Here is a 22,272-nt window from a genome sequence, read left to right on the forward strand (position 1 = left end):
GGTTTTCCGGGACCGCACCCCATCTGCAATCGAGGATTTTTCCAGCACTTCGATCGTAACACTTGTCAGCCGCGCCCGTACTTTCGGTTTCATGAGTGACATCGAGTACCTGCGCAAGCACAACCTCGCACTCGGCGGCAGCGTTGAAAACGCGATCGTGGTGGATTCCGATGGTGTACTGAACGAAGACGGCCTTCGCTACGAAGACGAATTCGTGAAGCACAAGATCCTCGATGCGATTGGCGACCTGTACCTGCTGGGTAACAGCCTGATTGGTGAGTTCAAAGGCTTCAAGTCCGGTCATGCACTGAACAACCAGCTGCTGCGCAAGTTGATTGAGCAGACAGATGCGTGGGAAGTCGTGACGTTCGAAGACGCCAGCACTGCACCGATCTCTTACATGCGCCCGGTTGCGGCAGTGTAAGTAAAAAACCTCTCTAGTTTTTTGAAGGCCATCCCCGGATGGCCTTTTTTTATGCCTGCGGTTTTTGTGTTGCCTGGGCTGGCCCAATCGCTGGCAAGCCAGCTCCCACAAGTTCTTTGTTGATCTCAAATCTGCAGCACCCCACATACCCATGTGGGAGCTGGCTTGCCAGCGATTGGGCCAGTGCCAGCACCTCGAGGTTTCAGGCCGCCTCCACCACCCGATTGCGCCCACCTTCTTTGGCCTGATACAGCGCCTTGTCCGCCGCAAACAGCAGTTGCTCCAGCGACATCTCGACCGTTGCCGTCCAGGTGCTGATGCCGATACTGACGGTCATCGCCACGTCCGCGCCCTGGACCCTCGGCATCTGCTCGACCGCCTGGCGGATATGTTCGGCAATCTGCCCTGCGCCGCTGCTGTCGGTTTCGGCGAGAATCACCGAGAACTCTTCGCCACCGTAACGGGCGACCAGATCACCCGGTCGTCGCACGTTCGCCGCGATTACCCTGGCCAGTTCGCGCAGCGCCTGATCACCGGCCTGATGCCCATGCCGGTCGTTGAAGGCCTTGAAGTGGTCGGCATCGATCATCATCACCGACAGCGGCTTGCCCGAACGCTGGGCGCGGAACCATTCGTGGCGCAGCGCCTGATCGAGCATCCGCCGGTTGGCCACGCCGGTCAGCGCATCGGTGGCGGCCAGTTGCGCCAGTTCGCGTTCGGCGCGCTGGCGCAGGCGCAGCTCACGGGCAAGCAGCCAGGTCAGCCACAACAGCCCGGCGCAGAGCACGCCGGTGGCGCCGCTGATCAACAGCGCGGTGCGGCGCCAGGTGCCGAACACCTCATCACTGGAGAGCGCGACCATCACTGTCAACGGCAGATTGCCGACCCGCGAATAGGTGTAGAGCCGTTGCTGATGATCCATGCTCGAGGTGCTGGTGAAACTGCCGCTACCATCCTTGTCGCCGAGAATCCGCACCACGTTGGGCCGGTTGCCGAAACTCTTGCCGATGGAGTCGCTTTGCAGATAAGGCTTCTGCGCCAGCAGCACGCCGTCGCTGTTGATGATGTTCAGCGTGCTGTCCTTGCCGATGTCGAGGCTGTTGAACAGTTGATCGAAGTAGTCGAGCTTCATCGACGCCACCGCCACGCCTGCGAACTCACCGGTGTTGGAGGAGATCCGCCGACTGAAGCTGATACGCCATTGATTGGCGTCGTCGCAATCGCAGCGGGTCTTGAACGGGCGGCTGATAAACATGCCGATATCGCGGTTGAAGGCATGGGCGAGAAAATAATCGCGGTCGGCGAAGTTGCCCGGCTTAGGTTCGACCCGCGACGAGTCGGCGACCACATCGCCGTGCTTGTCGAGCAGCAGGATGTCGCCCTTGAAGCGCGCAGTAGTGGAGCGGTCGAACAGCGCCAGATGGCGGATCTGCGGGGTGACATCGCGCAAGTCGTCGCGCTGGGCGGCGGCGATCAGGCCTTGCAAGGTCAGGTCGTACAGCTCGACCGTGCGCAGGACGTCGGCGTCGATCAACTGGGCGATGGTGGTGGCACTGCGGGTGGCCGCTTCCTGAGCGTTGGCGTGCTCACGAATCAGCAGAAAAGTGACGATGCACAGAATCGCGATCACGGTCAGCGAACTGCCGCAGATCAGCAGCAATTCGGGGCGTCCGGTCTTGCCCGCCAGAGGTGGGGTACGGCTCGCGATCATGATGGGCTGTCGGTTGGGGTGAGACTTATAAGAGTAGTTGCACAAACACTGCGGGGGATAACACTAAAACAGATCTACTGTGGCGAGGGGATTTATCCCCGATGGGCTGCGAAGCGGCCCCAAAAAAGGGTCTGCTGCGCAGCCCATCGGGGATAAATCCCCTCGCCACAAAAACCATTTCGATCAAAATTTGTATCAGATCGCAGCTGATTTGATGCTGATCTTAGAAGACGTTGATCGGGTAGTCGACAATCACCCGGTATTCATCGGTATCGGTATCAATCGCGCCGTAACCGTTGCCACCCCGGTTGGTCGCCCATTGCAGGCGTATCGCGAGGTCTTTTGCCTGGCCGCTCTGGACCACGTATTTCAGATCGAGGTCGCGTTCCCAATGCTTGGCGTTACGACCGTCGGCGCTGTACCACGAGGCATAGCCTTTGCTGTCCGGATTGACCTTGGTCAGGTCCACGGTGCCACGCGAATAGGAAACCGCCGAGGTCAGGCCCGGCAGGCCGAGACCGGCGAAGTCGTAGGCGTACTTGAGCTTCCACGAGCGTTCGTTCGGGCCGTTGAAGTCCGAGTACTGTTGCGAGTTATCGAGGTAAACGCTGTCGCCCTGGCTGATGTAGTCGAACGGCGTGTTGCCGTTGACCCGCTGGTACGCAGCGGTGACGCTGTGGTTGCCGATGCCGACGGTGAAATGCAGGCTGTAAGTGTTGTTGTCGATGTTACCCAGCAGCGCGTCGCCGGTGTCCTGCGTGTGATAGAAGTGCAGGCCCGGGTTGAGGCTGACCAGATCGGTCAACTGCCAGGTGTAATCCAGGTCGTAGTAGTACTGGTTCCAGATGTCCTTCAGCTCGGCGGCGTACAGATTGCTGGTCAGCCCTTCGACGCCGCTCCAGGACACGCCGGCCCAGTTCAGGTGACGGCTTTCGTCGCCCTCGGCGAGTTTGCCGTAGGACGTGCCGATGCGCTGGCGACCGCTCTGATTGTACGGCTTGGTAAAACTGGCCTGGCCACCTTCGAACATCCAGCCGTCGAAGCTGTGGTTGGTCAGGCTCACGCCACGAAAGGTCTGCGGCAGCATGCGCGAATCACCGCCGGCAATCACCGGGTTGGTGAGGAACAGGTCACCGGCCTTCAGCTCGGTATCGAACGCGCGCATCTTCAACGTGCCGCCCGCAGTCGAGAACGAGCCCGGCGCTTTGCCGTTGCCATCGCTGATCGGCAGGATGCTCGAGCCATCGGTACCGCCACCGCCGTCGAGCTTCAGCCCGAGCATGGCGTGGGCATCGATGCCGAAGCCGACCGTGCCTTCGGTGTAACCCGACTGGAAGATCCCGAGAAAGCCCTGACCCCACTCGATGTTGTCGTCCGTCTGCTGCAGACGGTTGCGATTCATGTAGTAGTTGCGGGCGTTGAGGTTGAGGCTCGAGCCTTCGACGAAACCTTCCTTGGCGGCTTCGTCGGCATGGGCGGCGGGGGCAATCGTTGCGGCAATTGCAATGAACAACGGAGAGAAGCGGACTGGGTAACGCACTTGCGATGGAGCTCCTTGGGTCAACTGACACTTCAATGTCTTGAGGTGCGGGATGTTTCTTGTTTTTTACAGACGAACCAAACGGCTTTCAGACCACAACGAAAAAAGGCCGCTGAAAATCAGCGGCCTGCAAGGACGACGGTTGAACGGGAAGAGCCAAACAACCGCGTCGAGGGAAATGTTTCGCGGTGCGCGACTCAGCTGTCTTTCTCGGCTGCTTGAGCCTGGGAAGTGGCGGCTTGAGGGGCTTGCGAGGCGTCCTGCGATTTGGCCATCACTTCTGCCTGAGACTGTTCGAAGGCGTGAGCGCGAGCGGCATTCTGCGCGACGAACGACTGCGATTCTTCAGCCATCGCCATTGGCGACAGGATCAATGAGGACAAAACGAAAGCGCTGGCAATACCCATGCTGTTGGACATCTTGAAAACCTTCTTGCTTGGCAAGTGCTGTTTGGTGCGGGCAAAGATAAGGTCGCCGGGCGCCGGGAAACAGCGTGATTTTCATAAATGACTGTTACAGCAGAAGCAAAGATCAACCATGGGTGAACGCCATTCCCTGTGGCGAGGGGATTCATCTCCGATGGGCTGCGAAGCAGCCCTCAATCCTTTGTACTGGTTGTGTCAGGAAGATCGCGATCGCTGATTTTGGGGTCGCTTCGCAACCCATCGGGGATGAATCCCCTCGCCACAGGGGACTTTAATCAGCGATTAAACAGGGAGGTGGATGCCGAAAGTATTCATCCCCCGATCACTGCGCACAAACACATCCCCACCGTGCATCAGCGCAATGGCCTTGACGATCGCCAACCCCAATCCATGGTTGTTGCCGCTGTTGCTGCGCGAGGCATCGACCCGATAGAAGCGCTCGAACAAGCGTGGCAAGTGCTCGCTGGCAATCGGCGATCCCGGGTTGGCCACGCCGATGCTGACCTGATGCTCTTCAACCTCGATGCGCACCTCGATCACCTTGCCCGGCTCGGTGTGCTGCACGGCGTTGCTCAGCAGGTTGATCAGCGCCCGGCGCAGGTGCGCGATCTCGATTCGCACCTGCGCATCGCCGCTCACATGCACCTGCACCTGCGCGTCTTCGAGGATGAAATCCAGGTACTCCAACGTGGTCGCGACTTCATCAGCCAGCGAAGTTTCGGTGAGCTTGGTCGCCTTGCTGCCCTGATCGGCGCTGGCCAGAAACAGCATGTCGTTGATGATCGAACGCAGGCGTTCCAGCTCTTCAAGATTGGATTGCAGCACTTCGAAATAATGTTCGGCAGAGCGTCCGCGCGTCAGTGCGACCTGGGTCTGGCCGATCAGATTGGTCAGCGGCGAGCGCAGTTCGTGGGCGACGTCGGCGTTGAACGATTCCAGGCGCGAATAGGCCTGTTCGACCCGCTCCAGGGTTGAGTTGAACGAGTCGACAAACTGCTCCAGCTCCGGCGGCAACGGTGACATGCGCAGGCGTCCGGCCCGTAGTGGCGGCGCCAGGCGCTGGGCCTCGTGGGACAGTTTGATCAGCGGCTTCAGACCGATCCGCGCCACCCAGTACCCCAGCGCCGAGGCGAGCAGCACACCGACAATGGCCAGGCTGACCAAGGCGATCAGCAGGTTGTTTTGAGTCTCATGAAAGGTCTCGGTATCGATGCCGATCATGAAGCGCAGCGGCGGGCGTTGATCCTTGGCCGGCAGTTCGGTCAGCAGCACTTTCAGCGGATAAGGATGCTCGGGCAATTGCAGGTCATGCATGCCCGTCGGACCTTTGGCGAAGGCGCGGATTCGCGCGTCAGGCTCGCCATACTCGTAACCGGGATCACCACTGACCACCCAGAAACGAATGCGTTTGTCTTCCTCGCCGAGCAGCTTGAGCTTGGCGTTGATCTTCACCCAATGCTCCGGCGTGCCATACCGATTGAGCGCCGATTCCAGCACGCTGTAACGCGCGTCCAGCTCGGCTTCCGGCAGCAGACCCAGGCCCTTGTCGACCTGTTGATACAACGCGCCGCCGATCACCAGAAACACCAGCAACGCCACCAGCGTGAACATCCCGCTCAAACGCAGGGCAATCGAATTACTGGACACCACGGCTCTCCAGCACATACCCCATGCCGCGAATGGTGTGCAGCAGTTTCTCGTCGAACGGCCCGTCGAGCTTGGCCCGCAGACGTTTGATCGCGACTTCGACGACGTTGGCGTCGCTGTCGAAATTGATGTCCCAGACCATCTCGGCAATCGCGGTTTTCGAAAGGATTTCACCTTGGCGGCGCGCCAGTACGCTGAGCAGCGAGAACTCTTTCGCCGTCAGATCCAGCCGCGTGCCGGCGCGGGTGGCCTTGCGGCTGATCAGGTCGATCCACAGGTCGGCGATGCTCACCTGCACCGGTTCATGGCCGCCGCTGCGCCGGGTCAGCGCTTGCAGGCGGGCCACCAGTTCGAGGAAGGAAAACGGCTTGCCGAGGTAATCGTCGGCGCCGTCGCGCAGGCCCTTGATCCGGTCTTCGACGCGCTCGCGGGCGGTGAGCATGATCACCGGGGTCTGCTTGCGCGCACGCAAGGCGCGCAGCACGCCAAAGCCATCCAGGCCCGGCAACATCACGTCGAGAACGATCACCGCGTAGTCGCTTTCCAGCGCTAGGTGCAGGCCCTCGACGCCGTCGCGGGCCAGATCCACGGTGTAACCCTGTTCCGTCAGACCGCGGTGCAGATAGTCCGCGGTTTTTTCCTCGTCTTCGATAATCAGAACGCGCATGACCCTGCCTCAGTCTGTGGTCGCCAGTGCCGTCGTGGGCATTGGTTTGGGCCTGTGGAACAGCCGCTCAAGCCACAAGTATATGACCGGCGTGGTAAACAGCGTCAGCATCTGGCTGACCAGCAAGCCGCCCACCACCGCGATCCCCAGCGGCTGGCGCAATTCGGCGCCGGTGCCGTAACCGAACATCAGCGGCAACGCGCCGAGCAGCGCGGCGAGGGTGGTCATGATGATCGGCCGGAACCGCGTCAGGCACGCTTCGAAAATCGCATCCTGCGGCGCCAGTCCGCGATTGCGCTGGGCTTCCAGCGCAAAGTCGATCATCAGGATGCCGTTCTTCTTGACGATACCGATCAGCAACACCAGCCCGATCAACGCCATGATCGAAAAATCCTGACCGCAGATCCACAGCATGATCACTGCACCGAGGCCCGCCGCCGGCAGCGTCGAGATGATTGTCAGCGGATGCACGAAGCTTTCATAAAGCACGCCGAGAATGATGTACACCGCCACCAACGCCGCGAGAATCAGCCACGGCTGACTGGCCAGCGAACTCTGGAACGCCTGCGCCGCGCCCTGGAAGTTGCCGCTGATGGCGGTGGGCATGCCGATCTCGGCCTTGGCCTGATTAAGCAGAATTACCGCATCACCCAACGCCACGCCGGGCGCGAGGTTGAACGACAGGTTGGCGGCCGGGAACATGCCGTCATGGGCAATCGACAGCGGGCCGATGGTCGGTGCATCGAATTTGGCCAGCGCCGACAGCGGCACCATCTCGCCACTCAGCGGCGAGCGCAGGTAGAAATAGTTGAGGCTTTCGGCCTTGCCGCGCTGCTTGGTGTCCAGTTCCAGAATCACGTTGTACTGGTTGACCTGGGTCTGGAACTCGTTGATCTGGCGCTGCCCGAAGGCGTCGTACAGCGCCTCGTCCACGTCACTGGCAGTCAGGCCGAAACGCGCGGCGGCGCTGCGGTCGATGCTGATGTGGGTGATGCTGCCGCCCAGTTGCAGGTCGTTGGAAATATCGCGGAATGCCGGGTTGCTGCGCAGTTTTTCGGTCAGGCGCTGGGTCCAGGTGGCGAGGGTCGCGCCGTCGTTGCTCTTGAGCACGTATTGGTACTGTGCGCGGCTCGGGCCGGAGCTCAAGTTGATGTCCTGGCCGGCGCGCAGGTACAGGACGATGCCCGGGACTTTCATCAGTTGTGGACGAATGCGGTCGATGAACTGGCTGGCCGAGACGTCGCGGTCGCCGCGTTTTTTCAAAGCAATCCAGAAACGCCCGTTGGCGATGGTCTGGTTGCTGCCGGACACACCGACCGAGTGCGAGAACGCCTGCACGGCCGGGTCGGCGGCGACGATTTCGGCCATCGCCAGGTGTTTTTTCACCATGTCGCCGTAGGAGATATCCGCCGCGGCTTCGGTGGTGCCGAGGACAAACCCGGTGTCCTGCACCGGGAAAAAACCCTTGGGGATAAAGATGTAGCCGGCAATCGCCATTGCCAGCGACAGGCCGAACACGCCGATCATCAGCTTCTGATGGGCGAGGGCGCGGCGCAGGCCTTTTTCGTACCAGGCCAGCAAGCGTTCGCTGAAGCCCGGTTTGTCGTGGGCGTGGTGCACCGGTTTGCGCATGAACAGCGCTGCCAGCGTCGGCGCGAGGGTCAGCGACACCACCACCGAAATCAAAATGGTCGAGGTCGCCGTCAGGGCGAACTCCTTGAACAGCCGCCCGACCACGCCGCCCATGAACAGCAGCGGAATGAACGCCGCCACCAGCGAAAAGCTGATCGAAACCACGGTGAAACCGATCTCGCCGGCACCTTTGACCGCCGCTTCGCGCATGCTGTCGCCGGCTTCCAGATGCCGGTGGATGTTCTCCACCACCACAATCGCATCGTCCACGACAAACCCGACCGCAACGACGATCGCCACCAGCGTCAGGTTGTTCAGGCTGAACCCCAGCAGGTACATCAGGGCGAAACTGGCGGTCAGCGACACGCCGAGCACGGCCGAGACGATCATGGTCGCCGACAACTGGCGCAGGAACAGCGCCATCACCGCCACCACCAGCAGAATCGCGATCAGCAGGGTGATCTCGACTTCATGCAGCGAAGCGCGGATGGTCTGGGTGCGGTCGATCAGGGTTTTCACCTGCACCGAGGCCGGGAGCATGGCTTCGAGGCCGGGCAGGGCGGCTTGAATGCGGTCGACGGTTTCGACGATGTTCGCCCCCGGTTGCCGCGATATGACCAGGTTCACCCCGGGTTGATCACCAGCCCAGGCCTGCACGTAGGCATCTTCCGAACCGTTGACGACTTTGGCGACATCGCGCAGGTGAACCGGGGCGCCGTCCTTGTAGGAAACGATGAGTTGGCTGTAGTCCTCAGGGTGGAACAACTGGTCGTTGGTCGACAGCGTCGAGATGCTCGATTCGCCGTACAACGCACCTTTGGCCAGGTTGAGGCTGGTCTGCTGGATTGCCAGCCGGATGTCGGCCAGGGTCAGGCCAATCGCCGCCAGTTTGTCGGCCGAGGCTTGCACGCGGATCGCCGGACGTTGCTGACCGGTGATGTTGATCTGGCCTACGCCGTCGATCTGACTGATCTGACGCGAGAGCAGGGTTTCCACCAGATCGCTGAGTTCGGTGCCGGGCATTTGCGTCGAGCTGACGCTGAGGATCAGCACCGGGCTGTCGGCCGGGTTGACCTTCTTCCAGGTCGGCAGGGTCGGCATGTCCTTGGGCAGCTTGCCGGCGGCGGTATTGATTGCGGCCTGCACTTCCTGGGCGGCGGTGTCGATGCTCTTGTCGAGGGTGAATTGCAGGGTCAGCAGGCTGGAGCCGAGCGCACTGCTGGAGGTCATCTGGGTCATGCCGGGGATGGCGCTGAATTGCACCTCCAGCGGCGTGGCGACGGATGAGGCCATGGTGTCGGGGCTGGCGCCGGGCAACTGCGCCGAGACCTGAATTGTAGGAAATTCTGCTTCCGGCAGTGGGGCAATTGGCAGGCGCGGGAAGGCAATCACGCCGACCAGCACCAATGCGATGGTCAGCAGAATCGTCGCGACCGGGTGATCGATGCACCATGTGGAGACGCCTTTGTGCTCCTTCATGGCTTCGGCTCCGCTTGCACCACCTGCGGCGGCTCGCTCATGACCTGCACGGTCGAACCGGGTTTGAGCCGCGACTGACCGTCACTGACCAACTGATCGCCAGCCTTTACGCCTTTGATGATGTCCTGCCCGCTACCCTGATAAACCATCTGCACTTGTACGGCTTCGACCTTGTCGCCATTCACGCGATAGACGAAGTGTTGATCGAGACCGCGCTGTACGACGGTGGGCGGCACCACCAGCGCATCCTTATCCAGCGCCGTCTGAATTTTTACCGTCACCAGCAGGCCCGGCCAGAGTTTCTGGCTGGCGTTATCGAACTCGGCCTTGGCGCGGATGGTGCCGGTGTTGGCGTTGATCTGATTGTCGATCAGGGTCAGGTGGCCTTCGCCGAGCAGGTTGCCGGTTTCGCCGTCGGTGTCGGCGCCGATGTAGGCCTTGACCTGCGCACGCTGCGGATCGTTGATCAAGCCCTGCAGGGTCGGCAGCATTTGCTGGGGCAGCGAGAACTCGACGGCGATCGGGTCGATCTGGGTCACGGTGAACAGGCCGGCGGTGTCGGTCATGCGCAGGAAGTTGCCTTCATCGACTGTACGAATACCGACGCGGCCGGTGACCGGGGAGCGGATCTGCGTGTAGGAAAGTTGTACCTGCGCCGAGTCAATCGAAGCCTGGTTGCCTTGGGCGGTGGCTTTCAGTTGGTTGACCAGTGCCTGTTGCTGGTCGTAGGTCTGCTTGGAGACGCCGTCGTCGACGCTGAGCAGTTTGTAGCGCTTGAGGTTGACCAGGGCGACCTGCAATTGCGCCTGGCTTTCGCCCAGTTGTGCGCGGGCCTGGTCGAGGCTGGCGCGGATCGAGCGGTCGTCGATGGTGGCGAGCAGGTCGCCGGCCTTTACCAGTTGGCCTTCCTTGACGAGGATTTTGGTGAGGATGCCGTCGACTTGCGGGCGCACTACGACGCTGTGCAATGAGAGCACCGAGCCGATGCCGCTGGTGTAGCGGGGGACGTCTTTTTCGCTGACCGTGACCACGCGGACCGGGATGGCGGTCGGGGTGGCCAGTTTGGTCGGGGCGGGTTTCAGTGCCCACCATGCGCCTGCGGCGGCCAGGGCGATTACTAGGGCTAGCAGGGCTTGGTTTTTTTTGATTCGCATGAAATGGGGCGCCAAGGGCTGGAGTTTGGGCAGGTTGGGTATTTATAAACTTGTTTGGGGGTCAGGAGGGTGACGGCTGGCTGTCAGCGCTGTCAGTTTCGCCGGGGTGGATATCCGTTTCTGCGGGTGTGGCTGATTACGGTTCCGCCCTTACGGCGGGTCACTTTTGACAAACGCCCGGAAGCCGGCCCAGTAAAAAGTAACCAAAAAGGCTTGCTCCTGCGTTCGGCCCGCTCGCTGGGGCTCGGGGTTCCTTCGCTGCGGGATCGATCCGGGCGCAGCGCCTACGGTTTGCTTCGCTGCACCTCCTCTCGCTGTGTTTGGCTGCGCCAAACGGTCGCTGCGCTCCCACGCCCGGATCAATCCCTCCACTCAGCCTTCCGACGTCGCCCGTGGATCAAGATCAAGATCAAGAGCGGCAGCCGAGCTTGCGCTCATCCTGGAGTGGGGCGGCATGCGCCGCGTGCGGGTTGTATTTATCTTCCCTGTAGGAGCTGCCGCAGGCTGCGATCTTTTGATCTTGCTTTTGCTTTTGCTCTTTTGTGGGAGCTGGCTTGCCAGCGATGGCGGCCTGACAGCCGACCAAGGTTTTGCGGATTGCATACGATCCCATTGTAGGAGTGAGCCTGCTCGCGATGGCAGCCTGACAGCCGACCAATCTCTGGCAGGTGTACTCGATTCAACTGTGGGAGCGAGCTTGCTCGCGAAGAGGTCTGTCCAGTCAGCCGATTACATTGATCTGTTTAATTTTGTGCCAAACAACCAGAACCTTCCCACAAGGTTTTCAGGTTGTCCGTCGGAAGCGGGGTCTCTAGGCTTTGGTTGTCGCTGCAAATTCAGCGATCGGGTGTGGAAACCCGATTCAAGTAGAAACAATGCACCAGCACCGTAATCGTTGCCGGCGTCTTTTTTCGTCTGCAAACTGCGTCGCGGCGGCTGTGCGTGGGCAGACTTCGGTCTGGCCGGTTGCCTACTTATCGGTTTTCCACCCCGCGCACAGTTGCCACCTTTTGTCGTGTGGAAACGACAAAGGCTGGCTCCCAAATACAAGTAGGAGCTACCCATGGATAAACTGATTCCAGACCCACCCCCCGAACCTAAAACCCCACTCGCCGAAGCCATCCGCGCAGAAGACCTCGCCCAAAACCGCGAAGCCATCAAACGCGCGCTCGACTTTTACCTCTGTCCGCAACCCGCCCAGCCGCGACAGCCAAGCACAATGTTTCTGGTCAACCCAGCTATCGACACCGAAACCCTGCTCGCCCACGCTTACGAATCGTTGGCCTCTGTCAGTGCCATGGCCAGCAATTTCGCCAATGAACTCGGTGGTCCGCAACGCAGCACGGCGCTGGCGATCCAGCAGATCGTGATGCTCGCCGAACTGGCGGTGAACCGGGCGCTGGATCGGGTTGATCCACGCACTTGATCCGTCCAGGCACCGCGTCATCCTTCATCGCGAGCAGGCTCACTCCCACTCACCTGTGGGAGCGAGCCTGCTCGCGAAGACGTCTGTGCGGGCGACGCATCTCTGCCGGCTCTTGTTGTTAGCCGGTCCCAAAAAGGGACCGATCATTCCCGATTCGGGAAACATTGCACCTACCTCTAAACCGTTCGGCGTGCGCTGCAAATCTTCAGGTGCTGTCGCAAGGCGCGCAGGTATACTGCGCGCCTTCGCGGCTCACTGTTCGGGCCCGACTTTTTGCTTTGCGGAGCTTTTATGACTTCCCCGACCCAACCGCCGGTTGACGACGCCGTGAGCGATGTCCCGGCTGAACTGGCTGACGCCAGCGAAACCAAACCCGAGATCCCGGCTTTCAAGTTCCCGTTCAAACCAGGTGAACTGGCGGCCGCCAAGGGTTCGAATCAGCCGTGGTACAAGAACGGCGCCAAGAATGGCCACACCAAGACCCCGGGCATGGCGCCGCCGGGTACCCGTCGCTCGATGGGCAAGCGCTGAGTTTCACCCCGCCTTCAGCCATCGGCTGCGATTTTCGGTCGCAGTGATGGCTAAGTGCTCAGATCCTGAGCCAGATCAATATTTGACCAATTGGTGCGCTTAGAGTCAGCAGCCCTGCCGACTCTTCCCATAAAACGAGCGCGCCATTCATGAAGATCAATCTCCCGGTAACCGGCCGTAACGTCGATGTGGCGCTGGATGCGAACATTCTTTCGACCACCGATCTGACCAGCGCGATCACCTACGCCAACGAAGACTTCATCAGAATCAGCGGTTACAGCCGCGACGAATTGCTTGGCACACCGCATAACCTGCTGCGCCACCCGGACATGCCGGCGCAGGCGTTTGCGCATATGTGGCAGACGCTAAAGGGCGGCCGCTCGTGGATGGGGCTGGTGAAGAATCGTTGCAAGAATGGCGATCACTATTGGGTCAGCGCGTATGTCACGCCGGTGACGCAGAACGGCGTGGCGGTGGAGTATCAGTCGGTGCGCACCCGGCCTGATGCGCGGCAGGTGGCGGCGGCTGAGCGCGCATATGCGCAGTTGCGCGGTGAGTCGAAGGGGCGGCGGGCGCTGCCCGGGCTTGGTTTGCGCGGCAAGGTCACGGCGTCGGCCAGTGCTTTGCTGGGGCTGGTGTTGGGGATTGAAGCCTGGTTGCGCCCGGAGTCGGCGTGGATCGACGGGGTGCTGTTTGTCTGCGGCAGTAGCCTTTGTGCGTTGGGTGCGCGCTGGATCTTGCGGCCGCTGGAGCGGCTGAGCGAACGGGCGCGGCAGGTTGCGGACAATCCGTTGAGCCAGAGCATTTACACCGGGCGCCGCGATGAAATCGGCCAGATCGAATTCGCCCTGCAGATGCTCGAAGCGCAGGTCGGCGCGGTGGTCGGGCGTATCGGCGATGCGTCGCAACAGTTGGCCGGGCATGCGGCGCAATTGGTCGATCATCTGCAAAGCAGCCACAGCAGTTCGCTGGCGCAACAGGCCGAAACCGATCAGGTGGCGGCGGCGATTCATCAGATGGCCGCCAGCGTCGCGCAGGTTGCCAGCCATGCGCAGCAGGCGTCGGTGGCGGCGGACATGGCCGGGACGGAAACCCGAGAAGGGCATTTGCTGGTGGGCGAGAGTCGCAGCGCGGTGCTGCGTCTGGCCGAAGAACTGCGACGGGCGACCGAGGTGATTCATCAGCTCGAAGGCCACAGCAGCGAGATTTCCGGGGTGCTGGAGGTGATCCGCAGCATCGCCGAGCAGACCAATCTGCTGGCGCTCAACGCGGCGATCGAGGCCGCACGGGCCGGGGATGCCGGGCGCGGCTTCGCGGTGGTGGCCGATGAGGTGCGCGGGCTGGCGCAGCGCACGCAGCAGTCGACCAATGAGATTCAGCGGATGATCAGCACCCTGCAGAACGGCGCGCGGGATGCGGTGCTGGTGATGCAGCAGAGCAGCGAGCATGTGGATAACAGCGTCGAACAGGCCCAGCGCGCGGCGCGGGCGCTGGACGGGATCAGTGAGCGGGTCGAGCAGATCACCGAAATGAGCCTGCAGATTGCCGCAGCGGTGGAGCAGCAGAGCGCGGTGAGCGAAGCCATTAATCGCAACATCGTCAGCATCCGCACGGCGTCGGAATTGACGGTGGATGAAGGGCGGCAGAGTCAGCGCAATTCGGAAGATGTGGCGGGGCTGGCGGGGGATTTGCGGTTGTTGGCGCGGGAGTTCTGGGGGCGGCGGCAGGTTCGGGATTGATGCTGCTCTCACTGGCCTCATCGCTGGCAAGCCAGCTCCCACAGGTTTCTGCGTCGTGCACAAATTATGTGAACACTCGAGAACATTGTGGGAGCTGGCTTGCCAGCGATGAGGCCAGTCCAATCACCTTGAATTTTGGATCAAGCCGCGCGCAGCGAAATAAACGCATACGTCTGCGCCGGCTCCGTCACCACCTGTGCGCCGGCCGCCACCAATTGCCCGGCAACGTCGTCCCCGGACAAATGAAACAGCCATTCACTGGATTCCGTATTCAGTGGCTGTGCTGCAACCTGATCGATCACGGCCGCGAACGCGTCCATCTGCGGCAAATACGCGGTAAACCCGTCGCCCTTGAGCGCCGTGGTGCGAATCCCCAGCGCCGCGCAGATCGCATCTTTGATCCGGATGTCATCACGATCCGCCTGACGTGAGCGCTGGATCAGCTCCAGCAGTTCCTGATCGACCAGCTCTCCACCGACAATCAGCAGCGGCCCCTGTTGCCACGACTCTGGCGGGCAATCCTTGGCGGCCGGGTTGAGCGGGATGTGCGGGTTGATTTCCGCCGGATAAATCCTGCACACCAATGGCCGGCGTTCGTAAATGCGGCACAGGTTTTCTTCGTCAAGATTCCGGCAGCGCCCGACGTTGTACGCGGCGAAGGTGATGGCCACGTGGGCCTCGGCCGTGCCGCTGCGCACCACCAGCGAACGCCGCTCGGCGTGTTCACGCTGCTGCGCCGGCAGGCCCAGGCCGTTGCCCAGAAAAGCCTCCACCAGCACGATCACCTGACCGCCATCCGCCGCCCACATGCGGGCTTCGGCGAGGGTCAGGGGCACATGGTGGTCGGTGCAGCATTTGCCGCAACCGACGCAGGAAAATGTCGTATTCATTGCACGATCAATCTTCAATCAGAGTGTGAAACGGCGACGTAAAGTCGCCAGGCTGAGGCTGATCGAAGCAAGTTGTGCGCCAGCCCTCAAGGCTTGGCGGTCGGACGGATCGAGTCCCATTCGGTGACGAACGCGGTTTTCGACTTTTTGCTGTACAGGCACAGCTCAGTGCCTTGCTGGCCTTTCATGTGTTTTTGCGGGTATTGGCCTTGCAGCAGCACGGCGGTGTAGCCGACGCGGTCATCGAATTGCGCGGGTGTGCCGACGGGTCTGGCGTCTTTCAGGCCGCTGGTCTTGGTGCAACTGGCGAGCACGGTTTTGTCATAGGCAGCCCAGGCGTCGGGGCTGGAGGCGTGGGCCTGGGAGGTGAGGCCGGTGAGGCAGAGCAGGCTCAGGGTGAGGGTTTTCATGGGGCGGCATCCTTGGTCTTGAGGGTCCAGAGGTTGGAGTATGCCTAAAGCGTTTTGTTGCCTGAGGCGCCGCTAAAAGATCGCAGCCTGCGGCAGCTCCTACAGGGAAGCGCGTTCTTTGTAGGAGCTGCCGCAGGCTGCGATCTTTTGACTTTGAATCAGTCCGGCACGATTTCCCGGCGAACCACAAACATCCCGGCACTTTCATACAAACGCTGCGCCCGCAGGTTGTCTTCCAGCACCTTCAAATCGACAAAACCTTCGCGGCGTTGCTGAAACACCTTGAATGCATTCAGCAGCAGCGCTCGACCCAGTCCACGACCCTGAGCGCGCGGATGCACCACCAGATTCTTGATGTAGGAACTGGTCCAGCATTGCGCCACACCAACCACGCCCTCAGCGTCTGTGGCAATCCAGCACAGGTGGGGATCGTATTCGGCATCGCTTTCGAACCGCTGTTGCCACTCGTCCAGCGCTGGCACGCGACCACCGCCCTCGCGGTAACCGAGTTGCATCAATTGATGCACGGTCGCCGCCAGTTCCGGACGATAAGTGCTTAGCTCAATACCTTCCGGCCAGTGGATGGCCGGCACGCCTTGGCGAAGGTCGCGCCGCATCAAAAAGCAGTAAGTCTGGCCCAAGACTCAGTGACCGTTGGCTGCAACGTGTTTAGCCGCTTCGATCAGACGTTGGGTCAGCTCCGGCGACGAGAACTTGGTCAGCACCGCGTTGGCCCCGGCCAACCGGGCCTTTTCGCTGTTCATCGCACTGTCGAGCGAGGTGTGCAGCAGCACGTAGAGGTGGGCGAAGTCCGGCGTCTCGCGCAGGGTGCGGGTGAAGGCGTAGCCGTCCATCTCGGACATTTCGATGTCGGAGACGATCAGGTTGATCTGTTGCGCGGTGCCTTGCAGATCCAGCAGGCAATCGATGGCTTCCTTGGCACTGCGCGCGGTGTGGCATTGCAGGCCGAGGTTGCGCAGTGTGTGCACCGATTGCTGCAGCGCCACCTGGCTGTCGTCGACCACCAGAATCCGTGCGTTGCCGAGCACTTCGGCGTCTTCCATGCTCAGGTCGGTCGGGGCCATTTCGATTTGCGCCGGGGCGATGCTGTGGATGACTTTCTCGATGTCCAGCACTTGTACCAGTGTGCCGTCGACCGAGGTCACGCCAGTGATGTAGGCGCGCGAGCCGCCGGAGCCGAACGGCGGCGGCTTGATGTCGGTGGTCAGGCAATGGACGATTTTGCTCACCGCCTGCACATGCAGACCCTGCTTCGAACGGCTGACGTCGGTGACAATCAGGCAGCCGCCGTTCGGGTCTTCCAGCGGTCGCTCGCCGATGGCTCGGCTGAGGTCGATCACCGACAGCGATGCGCCGCGCAGCGTGGCAATGCCTTTGATGTGCGGATGCGACTCGGGCATTTTGGTCAGCGGCGGGCAGGGGATGATTTCACTGACTTTCAGCAGGTTGATCGCCATCAGCTTGCCGCTGCGCAAGGTAAACAGCAGAAGCGAAAGTGAATCTGCGCGGGCTTTGGTGGAAGACATATAAACCTTCTGTGGAAAAAGGTGATGGGCGAGGGTGCAAATCGCCAGAAACTATTGATGCCGGGTTATCGGCGTTAATGGGGTGGGCTTTAGGTCGGTTATCGGCTGGCGGCAGATCCAAAGCCCCTCACCCCAGCCCTCTCCCGAAGGGAGAGGGGGCCGAACGAGGTGTCTGGCGCTGTACATCGACCTGAATGATCGAGTCGATTATGGATTCAGTACAGATCTCTCACGTCGGCGGAATTCTTGAATATCCCCCAATCAGTCCCCTCTCCCTCCGGGAGAGGGTTAGGGTGAGGGTGTGCTTTTAGCTCTTCATCCCCAACCGCTTGGCCATCCGCCCAAGATTCGCCCTATCCAGCCCCAACTCTCGCGCCGCGCTCGCCCAGTTATTCTGATTGCGTTCCAGCGCCGCACTGATCAAGCGGCGCTGATACTCCTCAGTGGCGCTGCGCAAGTCGCCATTGATCAGCGGTGCCACGGCTAAAATATTGGCAGTAGGCTCAACCGAGTTATCCACAACCTCGCGCGGCAAATCCAGATCCGCCGCGCTCAAGCTGAGAATCTTCGGCCGTACCTTGCAGTTGCCCAGCGCTTTCAGCGCGCTGCGGCCAATCAAGTGTTCCAGTTCACGCACGTTGCCCGGCCAAGTGTAGGCGAGCAGCGCGTCCTGAGCGTCGCTGCTCAGGCGCAGGCTGTTGAGGCCCATGCGCGAGCGGTTCTGTTCCAGAAAGAAGCCGCTGAGCAACAACACGTCGCGCCCGCGATCACGCAACGCCGGCACTCGCAGCGGGTACACGCTCAGGCGGTGATAGAAGTCAGCGCGGTAGCGGCCGCTGCGCACTTCTTCGGCCAGATCGCGGTTGGTGGCGGCGATCAGGCGCACGTCGACCTGATGTTCCTTGTCCGAGCCGAGCCGCTGCAACTGACCACTTTGCAGCACCCGCAGCAACTTGGCCTGCACGGTCAGCGACAGTTCGCCGACTTCGTCGAGAAACAACGTGCCGCCATTGGCCAGTTCGAACTTGCCGCGGCGGTCGCTGGTGGCGCCGGTGAAGGCACCGCGCACGTGGCCGAACAGTTCGCTCTCGACCAACGTATCGGGCAGGGCGGCGCAGTTGAGGCTGATGATCGGTTTGTCGGCGCGCGGCGAGGCGGCGTGGATCGCTTGCGCCACCAGTTCCTTGCCGACCCCGGTTTCGCCGGTGATCAGCACAGTCAGGTCGCTGCCGCCGACCAGATTGATTTCCTCCACCAGACGCTTGTGCGCCTTGCTCTGGCCGATCATTTCGCGCTGCTGCTGACCACTGGCCTGCCGGTAGACCTCGGCGCGCTGATGCTCATCCTCGGCGCGCAACGCCAGGCGTTCGATGCGCTCGGCAGCGTTGACCGTGGCCGAGGCGAGGCTGGCGAAGGCTTGCAGGGCGTCGAGTTCGATCGGCTCGAAACGCTCCGGGTCGAGGGCGTCGAGGGTGATCAGGCCCCAGAGTTTTTCATCGACGAACAGCGGACAGCCGAGGCAGTCGTGCACTTCCAGATGATCGCCCAATCCATCGACCAAGCCGTCGTACGGATCAGGCAAGTCGCTGTCGGCGGCGAACCGGGTCGGTCCGGCGCCGTCCAGCAGGATCTCGAAACGGGGATGTTCGCTGACCTTGAAGCGCCGGCCGAGGGTGTCGGTGCTCAAACCGTCCACCGCCAGCGGCACCAGCCATTCGCCGTCCAGGCGCAGCAACGCGGCGGCATCGCACGGCAGCAGGGCGCGCATGGCTTCGAGCAGGCGCCGATAGCGCTCGCCCTCGGGCAGTTCGCGAGACAGGTCGGAGACCAGTGGCAGTAAAGCGGTGAGCAGGGATTTGGCGGTCATGGTCTTGTAGTCAAAGAGACTCGATGTAGTCGCGATGACTATATGTGTGTTTGAGTCTAAATGACTACTTATAAATTAAATCATTGATTTATAAAGATAAAAAATCTGGCATGAAAACTGATAAGTACAGGGTAATTCTCAAAAAAGCTCAGGAGTCACTCTTATGCTTAGCGTCCAGGATCGTGCCATCGTCAAATCCACTGTGCCTCTGCTGGAAAGCGGTGGTGAAGCGCTGATCACCCACTTCTACCGCATGATGCTCTCTGAATATCCTGAGGTTCGCCCGCTGTTCAACCAGGCGCACCAGGCCAGTGGCGATCAGCCGCGTGCGTTGGCTAACGGCGTGTTGATGTACGCCCGACACATCGATCAGCTCGACCAGTTGGGCGATCTGGTGGCGAAGATCATCAACAAGCACGTAGCCCTGCAGATTCTCCCGGAGCACTACCCGATTGTCGGCACCTGCCTGCTGCGGGCCATTTCCGAAGTGCTCGGCGACGAGATCGCTACGCCGGAAGTAATGAGCGCGTGGGGCGCGGCTTACGGGCAACTCGCCGAGATCCTGATTGGCGCCGAAGCCGCGATTTACGACCAGAAAGAACAAGCGGTCGGCGGCTGGCGCGGGGCGCGGGAGTTCATCGTGGTGGACAAGGTCGAGGAGAGCGCGGAAATCATCTCGTTCTACTTCGAGCCTGCGGACAAAGGTCCGATCCTTGCTGCAGAGCCGGGTCAGTACATCGGCATGAAGCTGATCCTCGATGGTGAAGAAATCCGCCGCAACTATTCGCTGTCGGCGCTGGCCAATAAAGGTCAGTACCGCATCAGCGTCAAACGCGAACCGGGTGGTCGTGCATCCAACCACTTGCATGATCAACTGCACGTCGGCGCGAGCATTCAGCTGTTCCCGCCATCGGGCGAGTTCACTCTGACCAAGAGCGACAAGCCGTTGGTGCTGATCAGTGGTGGCGTCGGCATTACCCCGACTCTGGCGATGCTCGAAGCAGCGCTGCAAACCGAGCGCCCGGTGCACTTTATCCACTGCGCGCGCAACGGCAGCGTGCATGCGTTCCGCGACTGGATCGATGGGTTGGCGGTGCGTCATCCACAGCTCAAGCGCTTCTATTGCTACGCCGAGGATGACGGCGTGAGTCCGGCGGCGGACAGGGTCGGGATCCTCAGTCAGGAGCAGTTGGGCGAATGGCTGCCGGCGCAACGGGATGTCGACGCTTATTTCCTTGGGCCGAAAGGCTTCATGGGGGCGATCAAGCGGCATCTGAAAGCGCTGGGGGTGCCGGAGCAGCAGAGCCGTTATGAGTTTTTCGGGCCGGCGGCGGCTTTGGAATAATCCTTAGGACTGAGTCGCCCTCATCGCGAGCAGGCTCACTCCTACATGGGCGGTGGCGTACATGAAAATGGTGTACGACGCAGATCCCTTGTAGGAGTGAGCCTGCTCGCGAAGGCCGTTACGCGGTCTCGATCTTAAATTCTGTTTAAAGGTTAATCGTTTCTTAACCGGCTTATCGTTTATTCCCCCCGATGCTGATGACAGACGCGCGTTCGTCTGGCTGATCAGGATCGCCCCGGTCGCACGCCATCTTTCCTCGCCGTGGTACGTTCAAGGCTCTCAACGGGCTGGGTCAGCGTGTAGACTTCCGGGCAACCGATATCTATCAGATCGACAACGGTCGCATCGCGGCCGATGGGCATATCGAAGACAACATCAGCCTGATGGCGCCACTGCAAGCGCAGCCGCCGATCAGCTGAACCATGGACATACAAGGGAAACGCGATGAGCGAGGAAACGATTCGACTGGGACGTGAACGGCGCTTTCTAGTGCTGCTGGGTATCATCTGCCTGGCGTTGATTGGTGGCGCGCTGTACATGCAGGTCGTGCTGGGCGAGGCGCCATGCCCGCTGTGCATCCTGCAGCGTTATGCATTGTTGCTGATTGCGCTGTTCGCGTTTATCGGCGCGGCCATGCGCACCCGCCGCAGCATCACCGTGTTCGAAGTGCTGGTGGTGATCTGCGCGATCGCCGGGGCCGGTGTCGCCGGGCATCATGTGTACACCCAGTTCTATCCAGCGGTGAGCTGCGGCATCGATGTGTTGCAGCCGATTGTCGACGACCTGCCGCTGGCGAAGATCTTCCCGCTGGGCTTCCAGGTCGACGGTTTCTGCTCGACGCCGTACCCGCCGATCCTCGGTCTGTCGCTGGCGCAATGGGCCTTGGTGGCGTTCGTGCTGGTGGTGATCCTGGTGCCGCTGCTGACCTCGCGTAACCGAAAAGCCCTGCGCTGAATCAACTCTTCGGCTGATCGGCCGATACAGAAAACGCCCCGATTTGCGGATCAGCCGCTTCGGGGCGTTTTGCATTTCAGAGTGATTGTGAAATCACCGTGACGAACGGCAATGAAGAGTGCGGCAGGTGTGCGACATGTTGTCACACGCGCCCTGTCGCAGGGCCTTTCGGCGACCCGGATTGGCGTAATGTTACAAAAAAGGATTGGTCTGTTTCGGCATTTTTCTGGTTTTGCACGCGGGTGCCAGATCAGGCAGTTTTAACAGGCTCTGGCAGATGGCCAGAGGCCTTTGAATATCGGGCTTTGCGCCGATTCGGTGGCAGGAAAAAGCCTTCAGAGCTGTCTGAACTGAGGTGTATAGGCCTACATTTTTTGGTGTTTTTGTTGAGAATCGATTTCGATAACATGCGGAACTTTTGCAAAAACGGTGATGGATTGTTGCTCTGAGCGATAAAAATTATTTCGGGATAAGACATGGTGTATAGGGCGCTACCTATCTACAATCGCCCGCACTGAATTCCCGGCACTGTTCAGCCTTTATTAAGGAACTGGACAGGAAGTCGGGTGTCGAGCGGGCCGAAAGGCTTTTGCGACACCCAGGTGTCGGTGCCTTCCAACTTTCCGCACCAAATGGAATTGGTCTGTAACAAGGCCTTTGACCACGAATTCGAATAAGAACTGACCGCTGTCCCAAGGTTTTGTCGAGCGTCTGACGCGCGACGGGCGGCCCTTATTCAATCCAAAGAAAATGCCAACCCTTGGCAGGGTGAAGTGTTGGCGATCAAAACCCAACTGCATTGCGCAAGCTGCTTTAGAGGTCGTGAGATGAGTAAAAACAGGTACCCCAGAGTACTAGGCCTTGTGCCGCTGCTCGGCACGTTG

The 22,272-nt window shown here is 60.7% G+C and carries 17 protein-coding genes and 3 pseudogenes; 8 read left to right on the forward strand and 12 right to left on the reverse strand.

Annotation, left to right across the window (positions count from 1 at the left end):
- Nucleotides 1-424, forward strand: a pseudogene (locus tag ACIP8I_RS23795) (UDP-3-O-acyl-N-acetylglucosamine deacetylase); the annotation flags it as partial.
- Between the two features lie 202 nt (nt 425-626).
- Here ACIP8I_RS23795 and ACIP8I_RS23800 read toward each other — a convergent pair.
- The 7 genes from ACIP8I_RS23800 to ACIP8I_RS23830 all read right to left on the reverse strand — a co-directional run bounded on the left by ACIP8I_RS23800 (nt 627) and on the right by ACIP8I_RS23830 (nt 10,679).
- Nucleotides 627-2,135, reverse strand: coding sequence for a sensor domain-containing diguanylate cyclase (locus ACIP8I_RS23800; protein ID WP_400764368.1), 1,509 nt, complete (start codon nt 2,133-2,135; stop codon nt 627-629).
- 223 nt (nt 2,136-2,358) lie between these two features.
- On the reverse strand, nt 2,359-3,675 hold the full coding sequence (locus ACIP8I_RS23805; RefSeq protein ID WP_400764369.1) for an OprD family porin: 1,317 nt from the start codon (nt 3,673-3,675) through the stop codon (nt 2,359-2,361).
- Nucleotides 3,676-3,872: 197 nt separating this feature from the next.
- The gene (locus ACIP8I_RS23810; protein WP_202369010.1) at nt 3,873-4,094 is read right to left on the reverse strand and encodes a hypothetical protein; all 222 of its coding nucleotides are present in this window, start codon (nt 4,092-4,094) and stop codon (nt 3,873-3,875) included.
- A gap of 288 nt (nt 4,095-4,382) precedes the next feature.
- Nucleotides 4,383-5,747: a heavy metal sensor histidine kinase gene (locus tag ACIP8I_RS23815; protein WP_400764370.1), complete on the reverse strand. Its 1,365-nt coding sequence runs from the start codon at nt 5,745-5,747 to the stop codon at nt 4,383-4,385.
- Nucleotides 5,737-6,414, reverse strand: a complete 678-nt coding sequence (locus tag ACIP8I_RS23820) for a heavy metal response regulator transcription factor (RefSeq protein ID WP_007916978.1) — start codon at nt 6,412-6,414, stop codon at nt 5,737-5,739. The genes ACIP8I_RS23815 and ACIP8I_RS23820 overlap by 11 nt, the downstream gene beginning before the upstream one ends.
- A gap of 9 nt (nt 6,415-6,423) precedes the next feature.
- The gene (locus tag ACIP8I_RS23825) at nt 6,424-9,525 is read right to left on the reverse strand and encodes a multidrug efflux RND transporter permease subunit (protein ID WP_400764372.1); all 3,102 of its coding nucleotides are present in this window, start codon (nt 9,523-9,525) and stop codon (nt 6,424-6,426) included.
- Entirely contained in the window at nt 9,522-10,679 is a 1,158-nt protein-coding gene (locus tag ACIP8I_RS23830; RefSeq protein ID WP_400764374.1) for an efflux RND transporter periplasmic adaptor subunit, read from the reverse strand. The genes ACIP8I_RS23825 and ACIP8I_RS23830 overlap by 4 nt, the downstream gene beginning before the upstream one ends.
- Before the next feature lie 1,063 nt (nt 10,680-11,742).
- Here ACIP8I_RS23830 and ACIP8I_RS23835 point away from each other — a divergent pair.
- From ACIP8I_RS23835 to ACIP8I_RS23850, 4 genes and pseudogenes are all read left to right on the forward strand, one after another.
- A complete protein-coding gene (locus tag ACIP8I_RS23835) occupies nt 11,743-12,105 on the forward strand; it encodes a DUF6124 family protein (RefSeq protein WP_367085671.1) in 363 nt (120 codons plus the stop codon).
- Between the two features lie 291 nt (nt 12,106-12,396).
- Complete coding sequence (locus ACIP8I_RS23840) at nt 12,397-12,636, forward strand: hypothetical protein (protein WP_007961647.1); 240 nt, start codon at nt 12,397-12,399, stop codon at nt 12,634-12,636.
- A gap of 149 nt (nt 12,637-12,785) precedes the next feature.
- Nucleotides 12,786-13,067: pseudogene (locus tag ACIP8I_RS23845) on the forward strand (PAS domain-containing protein); the annotation flags it as partial.
- 201 nt (nt 13,068-13,268) lie between these two features.
- Nucleotides 13,269-14,375, forward strand: a complete 1,107-nt coding sequence (locus ACIP8I_RS23850; RefSeq protein ID WP_400764380.1) for a methyl-accepting chemotaxis protein — start codon at nt 13,269-13,271, stop codon at nt 14,373-14,375.
- A 140-nt stretch (nt 14,376-14,515) separates the two neighbouring features.
- On the opposite strand, the gene ACIP8I_RS23855 is transcribed toward ACIP8I_RS23850, so the two are convergent.
- From ACIP8I_RS23855 to norR, 5 genes are all read right to left on the reverse strand, one after another.
- Complete coding sequence (locus tag ACIP8I_RS23855) at nt 14,516-15,265, reverse strand: YkgJ family cysteine cluster protein (RefSeq protein WP_367085669.1); 750 nt, start codon at nt 15,263-15,265, stop codon at nt 14,516-14,518.
- 86 nt (nt 15,266-15,351) lie between these two features.
- A complete protein-coding gene (locus ACIP8I_RS23860; protein ID WP_367085668.1) occupies nt 15,352-15,675 on the reverse strand; it encodes a hypothetical protein in 324 nt (107 codons plus the stop codon).
- 158 nt (nt 15,676-15,833) lie between these two features.
- Nucleotides 15,834-16,292, reverse strand: a complete 459-nt coding sequence (locus ACIP8I_RS23865) for a GNAT family N-acetyltransferase (protein WP_400764376.1) — start codon at nt 16,290-16,292, stop codon at nt 15,834-15,836.
- A 27-nt stretch (nt 16,293-16,319) separates the two neighbouring features.
- A complete protein-coding gene (locus tag ACIP8I_RS23870; protein ID WP_007968390.1) occupies nt 16,320-17,222 on the reverse strand; it encodes a chemotaxis protein CheV in 903 nt (300 codons plus the stop codon).
- Nucleotides 17,223-17,529: 307 nt separating this feature from the next.
- On the reverse strand, nt 17,530-19,089 hold the full coding sequence (norR, locus tag ACIP8I_RS23875) for a nitric oxide reductase transcriptional regulator NorR (protein ID WP_400764377.1): 1,560 nt from the start codon (nt 19,087-19,089) through the stop codon (nt 17,530-17,532).
- Between the two features lie 163 nt (nt 19,090-19,252).
- On the opposite strand from norR, the gene hmpA reads away from it, so the two are divergent.
- The 3 genes and pseudogenes from hmpA to ACIP8I_RS23890 all read left to right on the forward strand — a co-directional run bounded on the left by hmpA (nt 19,253) and on the right by ACIP8I_RS23890 (nt 21,388).
- Nucleotides 19,253-20,434, forward strand: a complete 1,182-nt coding sequence (hmpA, locus tag ACIP8I_RS23880; RefSeq protein ID WP_400764378.1) for an NO-inducible flavohemoprotein — start codon at nt 19,253-19,255, stop codon at nt 20,432-20,434.
- Between the two features lie 263 nt (nt 20,435-20,697).
- Nucleotides 20,698-20,853: pseudogene (locus tag ACIP8I_RS23885) on the forward strand (ester cyclase); the annotation flags it as partial.
- 25 nt (nt 20,854-20,878) lie between these two features.
- The gene (locus ACIP8I_RS23890) at nt 20,879-21,388 is read left to right on the forward strand and encodes a disulfide bond formation protein B (protein ID WP_007968385.1); all 510 of its coding nucleotides are present in this window, start codon (nt 20,879-20,881) and stop codon (nt 21,386-21,388) included.
- The last annotated feature ends 884 nt before the right edge of the window (nt 21,389-22,272 follow it).

Origin of the sequence: Pseudomonas sp. NPDC088414 (assembly GCF_044753325.1) — a bacterium.
Lineage (GTDB): Bacteria > Pseudomonadota > Gammaproteobacteria > Pseudomonadales > Pseudomonadaceae > Aquipseudomonas.